Annotated in this window: 18 protein-coding genes and 1 tRNA gene; 16 read left to right on the forward strand and 3 right to left on the reverse strand. The window is 68.1% G+C overall.

The annotated features are described in order from the left end of the window. The first annotated feature begins 240 nt into the window (after positions 1 to 240). From smpB to OXG83_12515, 6 genes are all read left to right on the forward strand, one after another. Positions 241 to 774 carry an SsrA-binding protein SmpB gene (gene smpB / locus OXG83_12490; protein MCY3965851.1) on the forward strand — a complete coding sequence of 178 codons (534 nt, stop codon included), beginning with the start codon at positions 241 to 243 and terminating at the stop codon, positions 772 to 774. After that, positions 771 to 3,617, forward strand: a complete 2,847-nt coding sequence (gene uvrA / locus OXG83_12495; protein MCY3965852.1) for an excinuclease ABC subunit UvrA — start codon at positions 771 to 773, stop codon at positions 3,615 to 3,617. The genes smpB and uvrA overlap by 4 nt, the downstream gene beginning before the upstream one ends. A gap of 21 nt (positions 3,618 to 3,638) precedes the next feature. After that, positions 3,639 to 5,132: a sigma 54-interacting transcriptional regulator gene (locus OXG83_12500; GenBank protein MCY3965853.1), complete on the forward strand. Its 1,494-nt coding sequence runs from the start codon at positions 3,639 to 3,641 to the stop codon at positions 5,130 to 5,132. A gap of 548 nt (positions 5,133 to 5,680) precedes the next feature. Further along, positions 5,681 to 6,124 (forward strand): ATP-binding protein, encoded by a 444-nt coding sequence (locus tag OXG83_12505; protein ID MCY3965854.1) that lies wholly within the window; start codon positions 5,681 to 5,683, stop codon positions 6,122 to 6,124. Positions 6,125 to 6,153: 29 nt separating this feature from the next. Next, complete coding sequence (locus tag OXG83_12510) at positions 6,154 to 6,513, forward strand: STAS domain-containing protein (protein MCY3965855.1); 360 nt, start codon at positions 6,154 to 6,156, stop codon at positions 6,511 to 6,513. Continuing rightward, the gene (locus OXG83_12515; GenBank protein MCY3965856.1) at positions 6,488 to 8,128 is read left to right on the forward strand and encodes a SpoIIE family protein phosphatase; all 1,641 of its coding nucleotides are present in this window, start codon (positions 6,488 to 6,490) and stop codon (positions 8,126 to 8,128) included. The genes OXG83_12510 and OXG83_12515 overlap by 26 nt, the downstream gene beginning before the upstream one ends. On the opposite strand, the gene OXG83_12520 is transcribed toward OXG83_12515, so the two are convergent. Continuing rightward, positions 8,125 to 8,760, reverse strand: a complete 636-nt coding sequence (locus OXG83_12520; GenBank protein ID MCY3965857.1) for a protein-L-isoaspartate(D-aspartate) O-methyltransferase — start codon at positions 8,758 to 8,760, stop codon at positions 8,125 to 8,127. The genes OXG83_12515 and OXG83_12520 overlap by 4 nt on opposite strands. A gap of 169 nt (positions 8,761 to 8,929) precedes the next feature. On the opposite strand from OXG83_12520, the gene OXG83_12525 reads away from it, so the two are divergent. After that, entirely contained in the window at positions 8,930 to 10,384 is a 1,455-nt protein-coding gene (locus OXG83_12525; protein MCY3965858.1) for a metallopeptidase TldD-related protein, read from the forward strand. Here OXG83_12525 and OXG83_12530 read toward each other — a convergent pair. Beyond that, a tRNA-Ala gene (locus tag OXG83_12530) sits at positions 10,363 to 10,438 on the reverse strand. The two genes, OXG83_12525 and OXG83_12530, sit on opposite strands and share 22 nt — an antisense overlap. 132 nt (positions 10,439 to 10,570) lie before the next feature. Between OXG83_12530 and OXG83_12535 the strand changes: the two genes are divergently transcribed. From OXG83_12535 to OXG83_12555, 5 genes are read left to right on the forward strand one after another with little or no spacing between them, the layout of a single operon-like run. Continuing rightward, positions 10,571 to 10,960: a hypothetical protein gene (locus tag OXG83_12535; protein ID MCY3965859.1), complete on the forward strand. Its 390-nt coding sequence runs from the start codon at positions 10,571 to 10,573 to the stop codon at positions 10,958 to 10,960. Next, positions 10,944 to 11,174, forward strand: a complete 231-nt coding sequence (locus OXG83_12540) for a hypothetical protein (GenBank protein MCY3965860.1) — start codon at positions 10,944 to 10,946, stop codon at positions 11,172 to 11,174. Before OXG83_12535 ends, OXG83_12540 begins: the two co-directional genes overlap by 17 nt. A gap of 23 nt (positions 11,175 to 11,197) precedes the next feature. After that, a complete protein-coding gene (locus tag OXG83_12545) occupies positions 11,198 to 12,025 on the forward strand; it encodes a metallophosphoesterase (GenBank protein ID MCY3965861.1) in 828 nt (275 codons plus the stop codon). After that, positions 12,022 to 13,356, forward strand: a complete 1,335-nt coding sequence (locus OXG83_12550) for a pitrilysin family protein (GenBank protein ID MCY3965862.1) — start codon at positions 12,022 to 12,024, stop codon at positions 13,354 to 13,356. Before OXG83_12545 ends, OXG83_12550 begins: the two co-directional genes overlap by 4 nt. Next, a complete protein-coding gene (locus OXG83_12555; protein MCY3965863.1) occupies positions 13,353 to 14,600 on the forward strand; it encodes a pitrilysin family protein in 1,248 nt (415 codons plus the stop codon). The genes OXG83_12550 and OXG83_12555 overlap by 4 nt, the downstream gene beginning before the upstream one ends. 49 nt (positions 14,601 to 14,649) lie before the next feature. Here OXG83_12555 and OXG83_12560 read toward each other — a convergent pair whose 3' ends face one another. Then, on the reverse strand, positions 14,650 to 16,383 hold the full coding sequence (locus OXG83_12560; GenBank protein ID MCY3965864.1) for a cache domain-containing protein: 1,734 nt from the start codon (positions 16,381 to 16,383) through the stop codon (positions 14,650 to 14,652). Between the two features lie 33 nt (positions 16,384 to 16,416). Between OXG83_12560 and gcvT the strand changes: the two genes are divergently transcribed. Genes gcvT through larE form a run of 4 tightly spaced genes read left to right on the forward strand, consistent with a single transcriptional unit; the run spans position 16,417 to position 19,209 of the window. Next, complete coding sequence (gcvT, locus tag OXG83_12565; GenBank protein ID MCY3965865.1) at positions 16,417 to 17,538, forward strand: glycine cleavage system aminomethyltransferase GcvT; 1,122 nt, start codon at positions 16,417 to 16,419, stop codon at positions 17,536 to 17,538. An 8-nt stretch (positions 17,539 to 17,546) separates the two neighbouring features. Then, a complete protein-coding gene (gene gcvH, locus OXG83_12570) occupies positions 17,547 to 17,924 on the forward strand; it encodes a glycine cleavage system protein GcvH (GenBank protein MCY3965866.1) in 378 nt (125 codons plus the stop codon). Positions 17,925 to 17,945: 21 nt separating this feature from the next. Continuing rightward, positions 17,946 to 18,398, forward strand: coding sequence for a hypothetical protein (locus OXG83_12575; GenBank protein ID MCY3965867.1), 453 nt, complete (start codon positions 17,946 to 17,948; stop codon positions 18,396 to 18,398). Between the two features lie 10 nt (positions 18,399 to 18,408). Continuing rightward, positions 18,409 to 19,209, forward strand: coding sequence for an ATP-dependent sacrificial sulfur transferase LarE (gene larE / locus OXG83_12580; GenBank protein ID MCY3965868.1), 801 nt, complete (start codon positions 18,409 to 18,411; stop codon positions 19,207 to 19,209). Positions 19,210 to 19,229 lie beyond the last annotated feature (20 nt).

The raw sequence follows: 19,229 nt of genomic DNA on the forward strand, positions 1-19,229 counted from the left end.
CCGCCGTAGAGCCGGTGCAACCCATTCAAGTTCCCATGATTTCAAGGGTTTCTCTGGTTCTTCGGCATCGACCCGTTCCCCTTGCGGGTGGTTCCTGCGGCCGGAACTGTGGCGTGTTTGCCACACATCTGTGGCGCCTCGACCGCACGGCTGCGGTCTGTCGCAGGGGTAGACTCCGGCAAGCGTCGAGCGGCAGTCCGTGGACCCGGGTGTCGCGCGAGATGCCTGGGATGAACACGCATGGCCAAGCGCACCAACCGACACTCCCCGGCGGGCGGCCTGCCTCTGGCGGTGAATCGAAAGGCGAGGCGGCAGTACCGGGTGCTGGAGCGCTTCGAAGCGGGCATCGAACTCCTGGGCACTGAGGTCAAGTCGATTCGCGGCGGCAAGATCCAGTTGCGGGACAGCTACGTCGCCTTCCGGGACCACGAGGCCTGGCTGGTGGACGCGCACATCTCGGCCTACAGTCACGGCAACCGGGAGAACCACGAACTGGAACGGCCGCGCCGGTTGCTCCTGAACCGGCGCGAGATCGACCGTCTCTTCGGGCGCACCCGCGATCGGGGCCTGACGGTGGTTCCGCTTTCCGTCTACCTGAAGGCAAACCGGATCAAGGTCGAGCTGGCCCTGGCCGAGGGCAGGAAGTTGCACGACAAGCGGCAGCGCGAGCGCGAGAGGACACTCGATCGGGAGGCCCGCGAAGTGTTCCGCGGGCGCCGGCGGATGCGGGCCGGCTCTTCCGGGCAGGGGAAACCCGGGGAGCACGACCCGTGAGCGGTAAGAAGATCGTCGTTCGCGGCGCCCGCGAGCACAACCTGAAGAACATCACGGTTGAGATCCCGCGCGACCAGTTGGTCGTGGTCACGGGCGTGTCGGGTTCCGGCAAGTCCTCGCTCGCGTTCGACACGTTGTTCGCCGAAGGGCAGCGCCGCTACGTCGAGTCGCTCTCGGCCTACGCTCGCCAGTTCCTGCACCAGGTCGAGAAGCCGGATGTCGACTCGATCGAGGGTCTGTCGCCGGCGATTTCGATCGAGCAGAAGTCGGTGTCGCGCAACCCTCGGTCAACGGTCGGCACGGTCACCGAGATCCTGGACTACCTGCGGCTGCTGTACGCCTCCGTGGGTGTGCCTCACTGCCCGGAGTGCGGCAAGGAGATCCGGCCCCAGACCGTGCAGCAGATGGTGGACCGGGTTGCCGCCTTGCCGGAGGGCACGCGCCTCCTGCTTCTCGCTCCCTACGTCCGGGGCAAGAAGGGCGAGTACCGCCGTCAGCTCGAGCAGATGGTCCGCGAGGGCTTTCTGCGGGCCCGCATCGACGGCGAACTCGTCGAACTCTCAGGTGATCTACCGGCGCTGGACAAGAACAGGAAGCACACGATCGAAATCGTGGTCGACCGGCTGGTCACGCGACCCGGGATCGAACAGCGGTTGGCCTCCTCGTTCGAGACCGCGCTCGAGGTGGGGCGCGGGCTGCTCATCGTGGCGCCCCAGGGTCTGCCCGAGGAAACGATGTCGCAACACTACGCCTGCGCGGACTGCGGCTCCAGCCTGGCGGAGATCTCCCCGCGCCTGTTCTCGTTCAACAGTCCCTACGGCGCTTGCCCCGAGTGCGGCGGTCTGGGCTCTTCGATGGCTGTGGACGAGGAGCGAATCCTCGACGATCCGCGCAGGTCGATCAAGGCAGGCGTGCTGCGGCCCTTCCCCACGACCTCCAGTTCGTGGCGATTGCGGATGCTCAGGACCGTGGCGGCCGAACTCGGCTTCGACCTCTCGACCCCCTGGTGCGAGTTGTCGGAGGAGGCGCGGCAGGTCGTGCTCTACGGCTCGGGCAGCCGGGAGATCGCGTTCGAGATCAAGGGGCGGCGGTCATCCTACCAGTGGCGGGGGCGTTATGAGGGCGTGGTGCCGATGCTGACGCGGCGCCACTCCGACACGGCGTCGCCCGGTGTGCGGGCCGAGATCGAGAAGTACATGTCCGTCCGCACCTGCGGCTCTTGCGCGGGCCGCAGGCTACGCCCCGAGGCGCTGGCGGTGACCGTCGCCGGCCGTTCGATCGACGACCTGACCTCGATGCCGATCGGCGACCTGCGGCGGGTGGTCGGCGGTCTGGGGCTGACCACGAAGGAGCGGCAGATCGCGGGCAAGATCCTGCAGGAGGTGGAAGATCGGCTGACGTTCCTCGAAGATGTCGGGCTCGGGTACCTCCATCTGGACCGGACTTCGGGGACTCTCTCCGGAGGAGAAAGCCAGCGGATCCGGCTGGCCACCCAGATCGGCAGCAAGCTGCAGGGTGTGCTCTACGTGCTGGACGAACCCTCGATCGGCCTGCACCAGCGGGACAACGCGAAGTTGCTCAGAACGCTCAAGGGAATGCGCGACCTCGGCAACTCCGTCCTGCTGGTTGAACACGACGAGGAAACGATGCGCGAGGCGGACTGGATCGTCGACCTGGGGCCGCGAGCTGGCGAGCACGGTGGCGAAGTGGTGGCGGAAGGGCCGCTCGCCGAGGTCGAGCAGGCGCAGGGTTCGCTCACCGCGTCCTACCTGCGTGGAGAGTCGGAGGTGCCGGTGCCGGAGGGACGGCGGCCGGGCAACGGGAGCTGGCTCGGCATTCGCGGCGCCCGCCAGAACAACCTGGTCGACCTCGACGTGGACCTGCCGCTGGGATGCTTCATTCTGGTCACCGGGGTGTCGGGCTCCGGCAAGAGCAGTCTGGTCAACGAGGTTCTGTACAAGGCGCTGGCAAGGGCCTTCTACCGCGCGGCCGACGCGCCCGGAGACCATGACCGGATCGAGGGCCTGGAGCATCTCGACAAGGTGATCGCGATCGACCAGAGCCCGATCGGCCGGACGCCGCGCTCGAACCCGGCGACGTACACGAACGTCTTTACGCCGATTCGCACCCTGATGGCGAAGACCACGGAGGCGCGAGCGCGCGGCTACAAGCCGGGCCGGTTCAGCTTCAACGTGAAGGGCGGACGCTGCGAGGCCTGCGCCGGCGATGGCCAGAACAAGATCGAGATGCACTTTCTGCCCGACGTCTACGTCACTTGCGACATCTGCGGCGGCCTGCGCTACGACCGGGAGACCCTTCAGGTCCGCTACAAGGACAAGAACATCGCGGACATTCTGGCGATGAGCGTGGAGAACGCGAGGAGCTTCTTCGCCAACATCCCGGCCATCGACCGCATCCTCTCGACGCTGGACGAAGTGGGGCTCGGGTACATCCGGCTGGGCCAGCCCGCGACCACGCTCTCAGGCGGCGAGGCGCAGCGGGTGAAGCTGGCGACCGAGCTCTCCAAAAGGGCGACCGGACGCAGCCTCTACCTGCTCGACGAGCCCACCACCGGCCTCCACTTCGACGACGTGCGGCGCCTGGTTGCCCTGCTGCAACGACTCGTCGACCGCGGCAACACGGTGCTGGTGGTGGAGCACAATCTGGACGTGATCAAGAACGCGGACTGGATCATCGACCTGGGGCCGGAGGGTGGAGCCGCTGGAGGTCGGGTCGTGGCGGCCGGCACCCCGGAGCAGGTCGCGGCCGCTCCCGAGAGTCACACCGGAGCTTTCCTGCGCCGGGTCCTGGCGGCGCGAACGCCGGTGCGAAGGGCGAGCTGAGGTAAGGCCGAAGGAGAAAGCGTGGCCGCCTCGAACCCATCCTCGGACCTGGCCGGTCGCCGGCAGCGCCTGCAGCTCGAGACACTCTACGACCTGGTCGTGGCGCTCTACTCTCACGAGTCGGAGCAGGGGCTGCTCGACGACCTGTTGCAGCGGGTGTGCGCGGCGGTCGATCCGGCGGCCGCGGCCGCGGTGACTCGGGACCGCTTCGGGGTCGCCCGCGCCGCCGCGACGGTGGGCTTCGGCAACCGTCCACCGTCCGCCGAGGCGCTTCTCGCCGGTCCCCTGTGGCACGACCTGCTGGCCCAGGACGAAACCGTGGCCCGCAGCGACGGAAAGCTGGCGGACCGCGAGTTTCGTTCCCTGTTGGCCGCGCCGCTCAAGTCGCGCGACTCCCTGCTCGGCTTCGTGGCGGTGCTCGACAAGGAGGCGCGCGGCGCGGGCGCGCCCGGGTTCAGTGAAGGCGACCGGCGCTTTCTGAGGTCCGTCGCGGCGCTGGCCGGTGTTGCGCTGGACGGTCTGCGCCAGGTCGAACGTCTGGTCACCTCCCGCGAGCGTCTGGCGGAGGAGAACAAGCTCCTCAAGGAACGACTGGACGACCTCGCGGAGGTCGGCGGGCAGCGGATCGTGGCCTACGCGCCGGCCATGCGGCGCATCCTGGAGGTCCTCGACCGGGTCGCGCCTCGTAGCGTCAGCGTCCTGCTGCGGGGTGAGAGCGGCACCGGAAAGGAACTGATGGCGGCGCTGCTGCACGGGCGCTCGGAGCGTTCGGGACCGCTGGTGGCGGTCAACTGCGCCGCCCTTCCGGAGAGCTTGCTGGAGAGTGAGCTGTTCGGTATCGAGGGCGGCGTGGCCACTGGCGTGCGGGCTCGCCTGGGCCGCTTCGAACTGGCCGATGGGGGCACCCTCTTCCTCGACGAAGTGGCCGATCTCGATGTTGCTTCGCAGGTCAAGCTGCTGCGCGCGCTCCAGGAGCGCGAGATCGTCCGCGTCGGCGGACACCAGGCGATCCCGGTCGATACCCGTGTCGTCGCCGCGACCCACCAGCCCCTGGAGCAGCTAGTGGCCGAGGGCCGCTTCCGGGAGGACCTGTACTACCGCCTGAAGGGGATCAGCGTCGAGTTGCCGCCGCTGCGTGAGCGGCGCCGGGACATCCCGCATCTAGTCCGGCATTTCACCGAGCGCTTCTGCGACCGCGAGGCGGTCGAGCCGCCGCAGTTCGACCGCGGGGCCCTGAACCTGCTCCTGGCGCACGACTATCCCGGCAATGTCCGTGAGCTTCAGAACATCGTCGAGGGAGCTGTCTCTCTGGCCGACGGCGTCGTCGACGCGTCGCTGATTCAGTCGTTGATCGGAGGCGCGGATTCGGGCGCACAGGGACCCGAGCCGCTCGATCTGGAGACCGTCAAGCGCCGCCACGTGCGGAGGGTGATCCGCATGACCGGTGGCAACAAGAGCGCCGCCGCGAAACTGCTCGGCGTGCACCGGCGGACGCTGTCGCGCGGTCGCTTCTGATCTGTCCGCCAGCAGCGAGACGCGAATCGGAGCATTTTGTCCCAATAAGAGCCATAATGTCCCTATAGTACGTAGGCTATGGCTTCTTGTCGGACTCCAGTCGACCGCGAGGGTCGGTTCGGTCTCCCGTTGGGACATGTTGCCGCGCTCCCGAGCTCCGGGTCGGTGCGCCCCCGTCTTGCGGAAGGCGCTGTCAGGCCTCAGATCCTGGCTCCAGCGGGCCGCCGCCCCCATGTTGGCAGCGTACTTGCTCGTGGGGAAAGGAAATCGAAGGGAGGTCGGCGTGATGGTAGGGTCGCAGTTCAGTTTTTTGGACCGTGGAGGCGCTGCCGCGTCTGCCTCCGGGGCGGGGGTTCTGTCCAGTTTCCTGGACTGGGTCTTCACTTCGGTTCCGGCCGGCGTGTTCTGGTCTTCTGCGGTTGTCGCGAGTTTCGTATGGTTTCTGCTGAACGATCAAATGCATCCCGCGGTGATCTACTGTCTGAAGCTGTTTCTAACCGCCTAGCGGCGCCGGCACCGTCGCCCCGGCGCGCTCCGCTTGTTCCTCCATGTCTGAGTTCGGGGTACTCGAAGAGACCCATCTGACGTTCAGGCTCGCGCCTGACATGGAGCTCAAGGCGCGTGCGAGCGCCTGCGCGGTGGCGAAGTCCATACGGATGAGCACCGACAAGGTCGAGGAAGTGGGCATGGCGGTCGTCGAGGCGTGCATCAACGCGATCGAACACAGCGGCGCCGCCGACGGCAAGCTGCATCTCGAGTTGGCGGTGCTGGGGCCGGCGGAAGCCGACGATCCGCGGGTGCTGCGGATTACGATCCAGGACCAGGGAGTTGGATTCGATCCCGCCAAGGTGGTACAACCGAGAATCGAAGACAACCTCAGGTCCATCCGCAAGCGGGGATGGGGCTTGAGGATCATCGAGGGCTTGATGGACGAGGTGAACGTGCTTTCGGGTGAGGGCGGCACATCGGTCGTCATGTCGAAGGCGCGCTGACGAATGCGCGAGGGAGTTGGATCGGGTCGATGACCGAGGGTCTGAAGTTGGACGTGGAACGCCGCCCGGATTTGGCGGTCATCTACACGGACGGTTACATCAACAACCAGGGGGGCGAGGAGATCGCCGAGGCCGCCTACGCCCTGCTGGACGACGGCTACCGATCGCTCCTGCTCAACCTCCAGGGCACGAAGATCGTCAACTCGATCGGCATCTCGATCCTGATCGAGATCATCGAAAAGATGCTCGAGGTGAAGGGGCGTCTGGCGTTCTGCAACCTCACGCCGACGATCGACAAGACGTTCCACATCATGGGTCTGGCCCAGTACGCGACGATCTATCCCGACGAGCAGGCGGCTGTCAGTGAGCTCCAGTCGGGCGGGTCCTGACTCTCCAGCCAGCCGGCCCGCGGGTGTCGGCGAACTCTGGCGCCTGGCGGCGTCGGCGGACATCACGGAGTGGGAGAGCGGTGCGGTCCAGACGCGGCTGGTAAGGCGGTGGTGCCGGGAGCAAGGATTGGCCGGCGCCCAGATCTACCGCCGGGACGGGGGACCGGTCGCTTCCTGGGGCGTGCTCGGTAAGGAAGAGACCCGTCTGGAGCACGACCTGGTCCTCTACTACGCCCTCGACGACGAGGCCGGCGGCAGCGGCGCGAGCGCCGGCAGCGAAGCCACCGTGCCGCCCGTGGGAACCGAACTCGCAGGTATCCTGGCTGTTGGCCTGCGGCTGCGCGAGCTGGCGGACGAACTGAAGGACCGGAAGTTCCACGACAACTACAACGTGGTCACGCTGCAGGCGGTCTACGATGTCGGACTGGCGATCGCCTCGACCCTGAACCTGGAGGAGTTGACCGAGGAGATCCTGCTCCGCGCCGTGTCACTCCTCGACGCCCGGCGCGGCGCCTTCTACCTGCGGGACGCGGAAGGCAGGCTGGCGCTGACCGGAACGATCGGCGGCGGCGCGCGTGAGGTGATCGATGCACCCCCGGCCGCGAGCTCCGACGGAGCCGCCCTTGAGGAAGCGGTGACGGGCGTCATTCCGGCCGCCGAGCACTCCCTCGCCGTACCGATCGAAGGCGACGGCGGCAGCGGCAACGTCGGCCTGCTGGTGGTCGCCGACAAGGAGAGCCGAACCGGCATCGGGCCCTTCGCGGCCCCGGACCGCCGGGCGCTCTCCCTGTTCGCGAACCAGGCGGCCATCGCGCTGACCAACGCGAACCTCCATCGCCAGGCCCTCGAGAAGGAGCGGCTGGAGCGCGAGGTGGAACTCGCGGCCGAGATTCAACAGGGCATCCTGCCGTCCGACATGCCGAGCGTCGGCTGCTTCGAGACCGTGGGCTGGAGCCGGCCCTCGCGCCAGGTCGGGGGCGACTACTACGGCTCGCTGCAGTTCGCAGGTTCGCGCCGCGGGATGGTGGTCGCCGACGTCACCGGCAAGGGGATGCCGGCCGCCCTCCTGGTCTCGACCCTGGACTCGGCGCTACGCCTGCTGATCGACGATGCCCGTCCCGGAGGGAAGAGCGCCCCGGTGGAGGCTTCGGCCGAACTCGTGGAGCGGCTCAACAAGCACATCGTCGAGTCGAGTGCCCCCAATCGCTTCATCACCCTGATCCTGGTAGAGGTCGATCCTGGGAACCGCTCGGTGCGATACGTCAATGCGGGACACAACCCTGGGCTGCTGGTTCGTCGCAGCGGCGAAGTGACACCGCTTGGCGCGAGCGGCTTGCCCCTTGGACTCCTGCCCGGCGCGACGTACCGGGTCGATGCGGTGGAGATGAAACCGGGCGACCTGGTCTGTCTCTATAGCGACGGCATCACCGAGTGCGAGTCGACGGCGGACGAGGAGTACGGGCAGGAGCGCCTCGAGACGTTCCTGCGGGAGCGGCGCGACCGGCCGTTGTCCGAGATCGTCGAGGCCATCGACGATGACGTCAGGCGTTTCGGGGCCGGTCTGCCGCAGGGGGACGATCAGACGGTCGTGCTGATCCGCTGCCGGGCACCCTAGGGGAAGTTCGGGTTCTCCCCCTCGGGGTCGTCCTGCGCGCGGCCTGTCATGGGAACGAAGCGCACGACATCGACCTGCCGTCGGACCAGGCCGTCGGCGGTCTTCCGGATCACGACGAGATCCTGGAGGGTTCGCCCGACCGGGGCCACCAGGACGCCGTTCACCTTGAGTTGCTCGATCAGGGGCGGGGGAACCTCGGAGGGCGCCGCGGAGACCAGGATGCCGTCGAACGGCGCCTCCTCCGGCCAGCCCCGGTAGCCGTCGCCGACGCGCACTTCGACGTTGCCGTAGCCCAGTTCGTCCAGCACCGTTCTCGCCCGCTCGGCCAGGTCGTCGATGATCTCAATCGTGTACACCCGGCTGGCAAGATGCGCCAGGACGGCCGTCGTGTAGCCCGAACCCGTACCGATTTCCAGCAGCTTCTCGTCGCCTTCGAGTTCCAGCAGGTCGGCCATCAGGGCCACGAGGTAGGGCTGCGACACGGTCTGGCCTGATCCGATCTGCAGCGGTTCGTCACGGTACGCCTCGTCCCGCAGTGCCTGGGGTACGAATTCGTGACGAGGCACCGTCTCCAGGGCGTCCAGCAGCCTCGGTTCCTCGATCCCGCGGCCACGAATCTGTTCGTCGACCATCACCCTGCGCTCCAGGGCGTAGGAGTCGTCAACTGGACTTGGCTGCGCCGCGATTCCGAGGGGAGTACACAGACAAACGGCGGCAGCAACGGTCCAGGTTCCTTGCATGACCCCTTGCATTGACCCCTTCATTGACCCCTTCATTGACCCCTTATGATAGGCAAATCCCGTGCCGGATCGTCGATCGCCGAGACGAGTTGCTGGACGCGGGTCTTCCCGGAGCCGGGCGAAGCGGCGCCAGGGCGGCCGGGAGCAGGCCGGGCCTCGCCTCCGGTCGCTGAACCGGGTCAAGGAGGAGATCGTCGCGGCAGTCAAGCGGTCGCCGGCTGACGACACCGAGATTCTGTGGCTCGAGAGCAGGCGGTGCCGAACCGGGTTGATGGTTCGGGATCTGGACAGCTACAGGCGACGGTCCCGTCAGGTCATGGTCAGGGTGCGCGACGGACGCCGCGGCGGGGCTCACCGCACCGGTGGCGGCCAGGCCGGCGAACTCGATGGTTCGGTCCGGCTGGCGATGGCGGCGTCGCGCGTCTCCGCTCCCGAGTCGCTGCCCTCGTTGCCCGACGGGAACGAACCTCCGGTTCCCTCGGTCTTCGACCAGGATCCGGCTCTGGTCCGGCTCCACGCGGATGCCGCGCGGCACCTGCTGATGGCGGCACTTGGCGACGACGAAGCGGCGATCGTCGAGTGGACCGTTGGACAGGCCGCGGTCGCCAACAGCCGCGGTCTGGTAAGGGGCCAGCGGGCCACCACGATCCAGGTCGAGGTGCGAAGCGGCGACGGTCCCGGTGCCGGCTTCGTCCGCCACGCCGCCCGCTCGGTCGACCAACTGGATCTCGACCGGCTCGTGGAGACGGCCCGCGAGCGCAGGGCGCCGGAGGGAGACGCCGCGCCGCCGCCGGACGGCGCGAGTGTGGTTCTCGCTCCCGAGGCGACCCTTGACCTGCTGGAACTTCTGAACCTCTACGCCTTCTCCTCGCGCTCGATCGTGGAGGGGAAGTCCTTCCTGCTCCAGCACACGGGCGTGCAGGTCTTCGACCGCGGGCTCCACCTCGTGGACGACGGCAGTTGCGAACGCGGCCTGCCGTTCCCGTTCGACCTGGAGGGTCGGACGAAGACGGCCGTTGAGCTCGTGTCGGCTGGCGTGCCCAGGACACCGGCGCTCGACATCGCAACCGCGGCGCGCGTCGGCCTTGAGCCGACGTGCCATTGCACCGGGGGCGAAGAGGCCTACCCGCTGAACCTGTTCCTCGGCGAGGGAGAGCGAGGCGACCGCGCCCTGTTCGAGCTCGCGGACGGGGGCGTCTGGATCGGTCGGCTGGACGATGTCGAGTGCTTCGACCCCGGGCGCATGCGGGTTCGGGCGAGGGCGCGCGGCGTCCGCCGGATCCGCGATGGCCGCCTTGGCGAACCGGTGGTCGACCTGGTCTGGGAGGACAGTCTTCTACGGGTGCTGTCCAACCTTCTGGCGATCGGGGCGAACTGCTACTCCAGAACCTCGCGGGACGGTTTCTTGGGCGGAACGACGGCGCCCGCGGTGGCGGTCAGCGACGTGGATGGCCTCGCTCCTGCCCGAGGCCGCCGCTCCGGTCGCGGGCGGGATGGTGGAGCAGAAGGGACTTGAACCCTCGACCCCCACGTTGCGAACGTGGTGCTCTCCCAGCTGAGCTACTGCCCCACACGCGCCCGCCAAGCTCGGGGGCGGCGGATTGTAGCAGCGACGGGTGTATGATGGGCGAGCGTGGCAGCGGTACCGCATCCGGCGGTGCCGATTCGTCGTAACTGACTGATTACCAAGAAGAAAGCTGACATGACCAAGGCGAAGAAGAGTGAAAGCGATGGCGACGGCGGCAACGTGACTTCGATGGATTTGGCTCGCGAGGCGGTTGCCGAAGGTGTGGAGAAGGCGCGCTCGGCGGTTAGCCAACGCGTCGGTACGGCGCGCGAGCGGATGCGTGACTCGAAGCTCTCGGACCGGGTCAAGAAGGCCTCGGGTCGGGCCGGCGAGGCGGCTCGCGAGGGCTACGGCGTCGCCAAGGAGAAGATCGGACACGGCTACGAGCGGGCGCGCAAGGATCTGGACCAACTGGTTGGCGACGTGAACGTGTACGTCCGCGACAACCCCGGCCGTGCAGTGCTGATCGCCGCCGGCGTGGGCTTCGTACTGGGGTTCCTCCTGCGTCGTGACCGCCGCGCCTGAACAGCCCGCGATCGAGGATCGGATCGTCGGGAGTCTGACGCCCGGTCTCGACTGGATGTCCCTGGTCCGGACATATCCCCTCGCCTCGGTCACGGTGGCCGCCTCGATCGGTTTTCTGATCGGCCGCGCCCGCGGGCGGGAGATCATGGGAATCCTCGGTGACCTCGCCGGCGAGCGGGTCGACGAGAGCGTGCGGAGTTTCCTCGTCCGCTAGCGAACCCCGGTTCCCGGGTTCTCATGGCCGCTCAAGCGGTGCGCCGCCTGCTCCATCTCTCCGATATCCACTTCGGGTCGCCTCACTACGAGCCGGCGGCCGCCGGAGTGGAAGCGCTGGTCAGGGAGAGGCGGCCCGATCTCATCGTCGTATCGGGCGACCTGACCCAGCGCGCCAAGGCTCGTCAGTTCCGGCAGGCTCGCCGTTTTCTCGAGGGCCTGGAATGCCCCTTCCTGGCTGTGCCGGGCAACCACGACGTGCCCATGTATCGGTTCTGGGAACGGCTCTTCGATCGCTACGGCGCATGGCGCCGGAACTTCAGCGCCGTTCTGGAGCCGTACTTCGCGGACAATGAGATGGAAGTCGTCGGTTTCAACACAGCGTTCAACCTGACGATCGACAACGGACGCTTCACCGGCCGCCAGTTGGCCGGCATAGGCCGACGGTTCCGCGCGGGCCGCTCCCGCTCGGGTCACTCCCCGGTGCGGATCGCGGTTGCTCATCATCCGCTGGCGGCACTGCCTGAACTGATGGGCTGGCGTACGGCGCGCCGAAGTGACGAGGCCCTGGCTGCGTTCGCCGCGGCGGGCGTCGACCTGGTGCTGTCCGGCCACGTCCACGTCGCCGCCCTGGGCCAGGCGCCGGGTTCCGCGCGCCGGCTGTGGCTGGTGCACAGCGGCACGTCCACCTCCGGGCGCGGCCGCGGCGCCGAGCAGGGCCGGAACAGTTGCAACTGGATCACGCTGGACGCGGGGCCGGCGGGGCGCACGGCACGAGTCGAGCAACTGGTTTGGTCGGAAGATCGTGGCCTTTTCGAGGTGGAGTCGGTTCACGACTGCGACTTGGCGTGACGACGATCGACCTCTCGGTGTTCGACCGGGTAACCGCCCGGGCCGAGACGCTGGACAACGGTCTCGGTGTCGTGCTGCTTCCCCAGGCGGGCGCCGAATCGATCGTCACGGTCGTCTGCTATCGCGCCGGCAGCCGCGACGAGGGCTCGAACGAGGGCGGTCTCGCGCACTTCCTGGAGCACATGATGTTCAAGGGGTCGGCGCGCTACCCGCCGGGGGCGATCGACAGCGTGACGCAGCGTCTCGGCGGCACGAACAACGCCTTCACGTCGCACGACGTCAGTGCCTATCACTTCCAGTTTGAGCGCCGCCGCCTGGATGAGGCGCTCAGGATCGAGGCGGACCGGATGCGGGGCTTGAGCCTGTTGCCGGAGGAGGTCGAGAGCGAGCGCGAAGTGATCCTCGAGGAGATCCGGATGGTCGAGGACGATCCATGGGACGCCCTGGAGCAGGCTGTGGCCCGGCGCCTCTTCGGCGGCCATCCCTACGGCCGTCCGGTGCTGGGGACGAGGCGGAGCCTGCGCGGGCTGGATGCCGTGGCGCTCGGTTCGTTCCACCGCCGCCACTACCATCCGGGCAGAGCGGTTCTCGTGGCGGCCGGAGGTCTGCCGTCCGATGCGATGGAGCGCATCGAGGCGGCCCTCGGGAACGGCGGTCCAGGTAAAGCGGGCGTTGCGCCGGAATCCCCGCCGGCGGATCCCGCGAACCCGCCCATCCGGCCCGCATCCGTTCCCCGTGCGCACCTCGGACCCCCGGTCTTCGATCCCGCGCCCGGGCGCCGGGTGGAGCTGCGCGGCGGCGAGATGGCGCGTCTTCTCGTCGCGCATCCCGCACCCGCCGCAGACGATCCGCTGTCCGTCCACGTTCGTCTCGCCCTCACTGTCCTCGCCAGTGGACGGGCGAGTCGCATTCAGCGGGAACTGGTCGAACAGAATCCGCTGGCGCTCTGGGCGGCCGGCGCGGCCAGCGGTCACTGCCTCGGAGGCATGTCGACACTGACGGCGGAGGTGGCGCCGGGGGTCGAACCGGCTCGGCTCGAGGCCGAGCTGTGCTCGCGGGTCGACGGCCTGGCTGCGAGCCCGCCGTCGACCGGCGAACTTGAGCGGGCGAAGCGCGTGTTGTTCGCGGACTGGGTCTTCATGCACGAACGGATCGGGGAACGGGCCATCTCGGCCGCTCTCGAGCATGCCCTCTTCTTCCCGGGTTTCACTCGCGGCTCGTACGAGGCGCTCGCCCGTGCCACGGCCGCGGACGTCTCCGATGCCTGTACGGTCTGGCTGTCCCCGGCGATCCGGATCGTCGGCTGGTCGCTGCCTGCCGGGACACGTTGAAGTTGGAGCGCGAGCCCTCACGCCTCGACCTGTGGTCCGGCAGGCTGCGCCTGGCCGCGCTGCGCGTGCCGGACTCCGGCGTCGTGGCGGCGCGGGCCTGGCTGCGCGGCGGCGCCCGCACAGGTCCCTCGCCGGGGCTGGCGCTTCTTTGCGGCCGCATGCTGGTCGAGGGGACCGACCGCCGGACCTGGCGCGAGATCGCCGAACAGGCCGAAGCTCGCGGTGTGTCCCTGAACGGCTTCGCAAGCGCCGAGGTCCACGGACTCGCGGTCGATGCGCTGGCTGACGATGCGGGGCTGGCGCTCGGGTGGTTGGCCGAGCTGGTGCTCGAACCCGCCTTCGATCGGGCGCGCTTCGAACTGCTGCGCGACCAGACCCTGGGCGAACTCCGCAGCCTCGGGGATCGGCCCGAGGTCGTTACCGGCTGGGCTTTCCGGGATCAGCTCTACCACCCGCATCCGCTGGCGTCGCCGAGTCAGGGGACGAGCGAATCGCTGACCGCCCTGACGCCGGAGGACTGTATGCGGTTCCACGGCGATGCGCTGGCGCGGGGCGGCGTCGTTGCAGTGGCGGGCGACATCGACGAGGATGCGCTGCTGGCGGACCTGGAGCGTCTCTTCGGAGGTTCGGTCAGGGGCGCCATCCGACCCGTCGAACCGCCGGCGCCGCGGGGCCGGAGCGAGAAGCGGATCGAGATCGTCACCGGCTCCCGAGAGCAGGCGCACGTGTACGCGGGGCACTTCACCGTGGACCGGCGGCATCCCGATCTGCCGGAGCTGCGCGCGCTCGGCATCCTGCTCGGATCCGACGGTCTGGCGGGACGGATCCCCCATCGCGTTCGCGAACGGGAGGGTCTGGCGTACGCGACTCACGTCGACGTGCTGGCCGGCGCCGGCAGCGATCCAGGCGCCCTCTCGGTCTACCTCGGAACCCACCCGGACCATGTCGAGCGCGGGCTCGAACTGGTGCGCGAAGCGCTCCACGAAGTGCGGGAGCGGCCGCCCGAATTGGCTGTCCTCGAAGCGTGCAAGACCGGTATGTTCGGCCGCGAGCCCTTTCTGACGGAGACGGCCGGCCTGTGGGCCGGCCTGCTCGTCGATGCGCTGCTCTTCGACCTGCCGAGTTACCGGCGCTCGTGGCGGCTCGAACGGATTGAACGGCTCAGCCCGGACAGTGTCTTCCAGGCGGCGCGGCGGTACCTGAAGCCGGAGCGGATGTTCGTGACAGTCGGAGTGCCCGCCTAGGGCGGCCCGCGAAACGCCGCTCGATAGATCTCGACAGATCTCGACCGGGTCAGAAAGCCTCGCAGCTCAGCGCCGTGGTGTCGATCAACGCAGGCCCCAGCCCTTCATCGATCGCGTAGGGTGCCTCCTCGTCGCCGAAATCGACCAACACCCGATGAGCAAGATCCGTCGCGCTCGCGATCAGCACCCAGTAGTGGCCGTTGATCTCGCAGCCGTCCAGCACCTTCACCAGAACTTCCCAGTTCGACGAATCGAAGAAGGTGAAGAGTCCCGAGTCCGCTGCCTGGTAGTCGGCGGCGCTCACAGCCGACGCCGCGCGCTGAACGCCCTGCAGAGTGAACGAGGCGGTCACATCGGCGTGCCGCAGGTCGTGCGCCGCTCCGACCTCCAGAATGTCCGCGACCTCGGGCGGCGATTCGGGTGCCGGCACATCCTCGCAGCGGAACGCGCCGATGTCCGCCTGAGCGCGGGACGGCGCCCCGCCGGCGGACCGGTAGACCTTGGAACGGCCGCCCGCTGCGTCGATGGAGAACTCGTAGCTGACATCCGTCGCGGCCGCGGAGAACACCCACCAGTGATTGTTCACTTCGCAGCCGTTCAGCACCTTCACCAGCACCTCCCAGTTCTCTCGGTCGAAGAAGGTGAACAGGCCCGAGTCGGTCGAGGCACCTCCCATCTCCACCGGAGACATCGCACTCTCCTCGCCGTCCACGAGGTACGCGCCGCTCACCCTGAACGTGTCGCCGTGCAGGCAGAGACTGCTCGAGTCGTCCTCGCAGACGCTCGACAGGGGTTCTCGGGGGAGATAGATGCCGGAACCGATCACGGCCCGCTGATCCGAGTTCGGCACCGGGAAGCTCACCGCGTAGCCGAGCTTCGGGGAACCGGTGTCCTCGTCTCCCTCGACGGTGGGGTCGTCGTAGTAGTACTCCAGGAACTTCCTACCCTCGCGTCGCGCACCTCCGATCAGCTCCTCGGCGAACCTCACCCCGTTGATGTCCGTCCTCGTCATGTCCGTGGGCGTGCCTTCGACATCGGGCCTGGTTGCGTGAAACAGGATGATGCCCGAGCCACTCACGACCCACAGGTAGATGGAACCGGACTTCCAGTCTCCTCCTTCCAGCCGGAAGGCGTTTCTGATCCCGACCAAGGCGCTGTAGCCTTCCGATCGGACGGCTTCGCGGTACACCTTGACCGCTTCCTCAACGAAGGTGATGAGTGTCTCGCGGTCCTTGACCTGCGACGCGGTGACGGCCGGTTTCGGCAGATGAGTCGCGGGCTTGTCCGGTACGTGGGAGACGTCCTGCGACCAACCGCCCACCAGGGTGAATCGTCTGCCGGTGATTCCGGAGATGTACTCGACGGCGTACGCAGTCTTTGGCTCCCCGTCGTGGTACTCGACGAAACCGCCGCCTCGGGCGCCGGCCGCCAGGAGCTCCCGGACGACCTTCTTCCCGTTGTCGTCCTCGACGTCGATCAGGTTCTTGTTCTCCGCCGTGCGATCGCCCCCGTGGATGAACGGCTCACCGCTTTGGAGGAAGATGATGAGGAACATCGACCCCGCCTTCAGGGGTCCCTCCTGTTTCAGCCGGTCCCTGAGCTTTGCGCCTTCGTCTACCTGTGTGATCGCCTCGAACTCCGCCTTCGCCCCTTCGACGAAGGCCTTGAGGGTCTCACGGTCCTTGACCTCGGCGGCAGTCGTCCTGGCCTCGGCAACCCCGCTCGCCAACGTGAGTAGCGCCAGAGCGGTGAGCGCCAGCGTTCCTTTGCGGTTCGATCCCATCGGGCTCTCCTTCATGGCATTGTAGGTCACGAGATGACGAGAGCGCTGAGGACGGTCCTGTACAGGTGTCACGTCGAGTCGGGGGCTCGTTTCGGGCCGTTCGCCGGCTACGAGATGCCGATTCAGTATCAGGGAGTGCTTGCGGAGCACCGCGCGGTGCGCGAACGCGCCGGCATGTTCGATGTCTCCCACATGGGGGAGATCCGCGTGCGGGGTCCCCGCGCCCTGTCCCTGCTGCAGGGCCTGACGCCCAACGACGTGGGTGCGCTCGCGCCCGGCCGCGCCCACTACAGCGCCCTGCTGACCGAGCGGGGCACCTTCATCGACGATCTCCTCGTCTATCGCCTGGACGAGGAGGACTTCCTCCTGGTGGTCAACGCCGCCTCCCGCGCGCGCGACCTGGATCTGATCCAGGCGGTGGCGCAGGCGGAAGAGGGCGTCCGCGTCGATGACCTCTCCGGCGAGACGGCGCTGATCGCCGTGCAGGGCCCGGAGGCGGCCGGGATCGTGGCGGACGTCGTCGGCTCCGAGGCGTCGGAACTCCGCTACTACTCCTTCCTCCAGCAGGCGTCCCAGGGCCGGCTGGTGTCCCGGACCGGCTACACCGGCGAGGACGGGTTCGAGATCTACGCCCCGAACGAGAGCGCGGAGACGCTGTGGCTGGAACTGCTGGAGCGGGGCCGCGACCGCGGTCTCGTGCCCGCTGGACTCGGCGCCAGGGACACGCTACGGCTGGAAGCCGGGATGATGCTCTGCGGCCAGGACATCGACGAGACGACGACGCCGATCGAGGCGGGGCTGTCGTGGATGGTCAAGTGGAAGAAGGGCGACTTCGTGGGTCGCGAGGCGCTGGCTCGCCAGCGTCAGGGCGGTTGCCGCCACCGGCTCGTCGGGTTCGAAGTCGTTGGCCGCGGCATCGCCCGCCACGGCCACCGCCTGACGGTCGACGGCCGGCCGGGCTGCGCCGGGCCGGTGACCAGCGGCGCCTTCGCGCCAACCCTGGGACGGGCGATCGGCATCGCGCGAGTGGACTGCGGCGACGGCGACGTCCCGGAACCCGGCGCCGCCGCTTCGGTAGAGGTTCGCGGCAGGGAGATCGCCTGCCGTATCGTCAAGCTACCCTTCTATCGACGCCCGAAGACCAGTGGAGGTTGATCGCTTCGATGATTCCCGAGGACCGCCTGTACACGGAGCAGCACGAATGGCTCAAGCTGGAGGACGGCGAGGCCGTGCTCGGCATCACGGACTTTGCCCAGCAGGAACTCGGCGACGTCGTGTTCGTCGAGATGCCGGCGGCGGGCCAGGAATTCGAGGCCGGTTTGGAGATCGGCGCCATCGAATCGGTCAAGGCGGTGGCCGAGATCTACACGCCGGTCGGCGGAACCGTGCAGGAGACGAACAGCCAGCTCGAGGACGCTCCCGAACTCGTCAATGAGGATCCGTACGGAGAGGGTTGGCTGGTGCGGCTGCAGCTTTCGGGCGAGGGGCCGGAAGACCTGATGACGGCGTCCGAGTACGAGTCTCTGCTGGCCGCGGGCTGATCGGCAGCCGGAGAGGGAGAGGTGCGAGGTCTGGAAACCGTCATCCTGTCGTCTTCCCTGGCGGCGTGGTCGGTCGGCATCCTGGCTCAGATCGGCGTTCTCAGGTGGAACCTCACCTTCGAGCTGGCGCTCTATCCGCTCTACATCCTGGCCGCCTTCACGGGCTGGTTTTTCGGCAACGTCTACGTTCACCGTCTGAGGCGAGAGCGGGGTTCGTCGGGGCGCAGACTCGACGAGATCGTGCTCCAGATCGCTCGTTCGCGACTCCTGTTCGTGCTCTACCTGTTCGGGCCGCCCGGCTGGCTCTACCTGTTGCGATCGATGGCCAGGCGGGAACAGCTTGAGGCGATGCCGCTGGTACCGATCCTGACCTTTGGCGTCTACGCGGCCCTGTTCTCGGTGCCGGTCGTCCTGCGAGGCTTCGCGGCGCCGCGCCGCAAGTTCGAGCTCGGCGGCGGCAGCGACGACCCATAGACTCGCCGCCATGGAGCATGCGGCGGCGATGCGGATTCGGACGCTCGAGGCCGACCTGGAGCGTCGCGGTTCGGTGCTCGTCGCCTTCTCGGGCGGCGTCGATTCAGGGCTGGTGGCGGCTCTGGCGCACCGTGCCCTGGGCGACCGGTCGGTGGCCATAACAGCCGCGGCCGAAACCCTCGCCGGAGAGGAGCTGGATCATGCCCGCAGGCTCGCGGCCGAGATCGGAATCCGCCACGAGGTGACGGTGTACAGCGAACTCGACGATCCAGAATTCCGTGCCAATCCCCGGCACCGCTGCTACGTGTGCCAGGGGATGAGGATGGACCGCATGCTGGAGCTGGCGGCGAAGGGCGGCTTCGCCGAGGTCTGCGACGGTACGAACGCCTCCGATCCCGGGTCCGACCGGCCGGGTCTTCGCGCGGTGGGCGAACGCGGGGTCTACAGCCCGCTACTGGCCCACGGTGTACTGAAGGCCGAAGCGCGTCACCTCGCCCACGCGCTCGGACTCACGGTCTGGGATCGGCCCGCCAACGCCTGCCTGTCGTCGCGCATACCGCACGGACAACTGGTGACCCTGCCCAAGTTGCGGCGGATCGAGGCAGCGGAAGCCGAGCTCCGGAACCGGGGTTTCCGCGTGCTGCGGGTGCGCCACGAGCGCGCGGCCGCCCGGATCGAGGTCGGCGCGCCGGAACTCGTCGAGGCGCGGCGACAGTGGAGCGAGATCGAGACGACGATGCTCGAACTCGGCTTCGAGACGGTGGCTCTCGATCCGCGCGGCTACCGAACCGGCGGCGCGGACGCCGCCTGACCCTGCTGCTGCGGGAGGCG

The organism is Acidobacteriota bacterium, from assembly GCA_026707545.1.
Classification (GTDB): Bacteria; Acidobacteriota; Thermoanaerobaculia; order Multivoradales; family Multivoraceae; genus Multivorans.

Bases quoted from the DNA above. Each gene is read 5' to 3' on its own strand.
- gcvT (MCY3965865.1), top strand. From the start codon at position 16,417: ATGACGAGAGCGCTGAGGACGGTCCTGTACAGGTGTCACGTCGAGTCG.
- larE (MCY3965868.1), top strand. From the start codon at position 18,409: ATGGAGCATGCGGCGGCGATGCGGATTCGGACGCTCGAGGCCGACCTG.
- gcvH (MCY3965866.1), top strand. From the start codon at position 17,547: ATGATTCCCGAGGACCGCCTGTACACGGAGCAGCACGAATGGCTCAAG.
- OXG83_12520 (MCY3965857.1), bottom strand. From the start codon at position 8,760: ATGGTCGACGAACAGATTCGTGGCCGCGGGATCGAGGAACCGAGGCTG.
- smpB (MCY3965851.1), top strand. From the start codon at position 241: ATGGCCAAGCGCACCAACCGACACTCCCCGGCGGGCGGCCTGCCTCTG.
- OXG83_12560 (MCY3965864.1), bottom strand. From the start codon at position 16,383: ATGGGATCGAACCGCAAAGGAACGCTGGCGCTCACCGCTCTGGCGCTA.
- OXG83_12510 (MCY3965855.1), top strand. From the start codon at position 6,154: ATGACCGAGGGTCTGAAGTTGGACGTGGAACGCCGCCCGGATTTGGCG.
- OXG83_12535 (MCY3965859.1), top strand. From the start codon at position 10,571: ATGACCAAGGCGAAGAAGAGTGAAAGCGATGGCGACGGCGGCAACGTG.
- OXG83_12505 (MCY3965854.1), top strand. From the start codon at position 5,681: ATGTCTGAGTTCGGGGTACTCGAAGAGACCCATCTGACGTTCAGGCTC.
- OXG83_12545 (MCY3965861.1), top strand. From the start codon at position 11,198: ATGGCCGCTCAAGCGGTGCGCCGCCTGCTCCATCTCTCCGATATCCAC.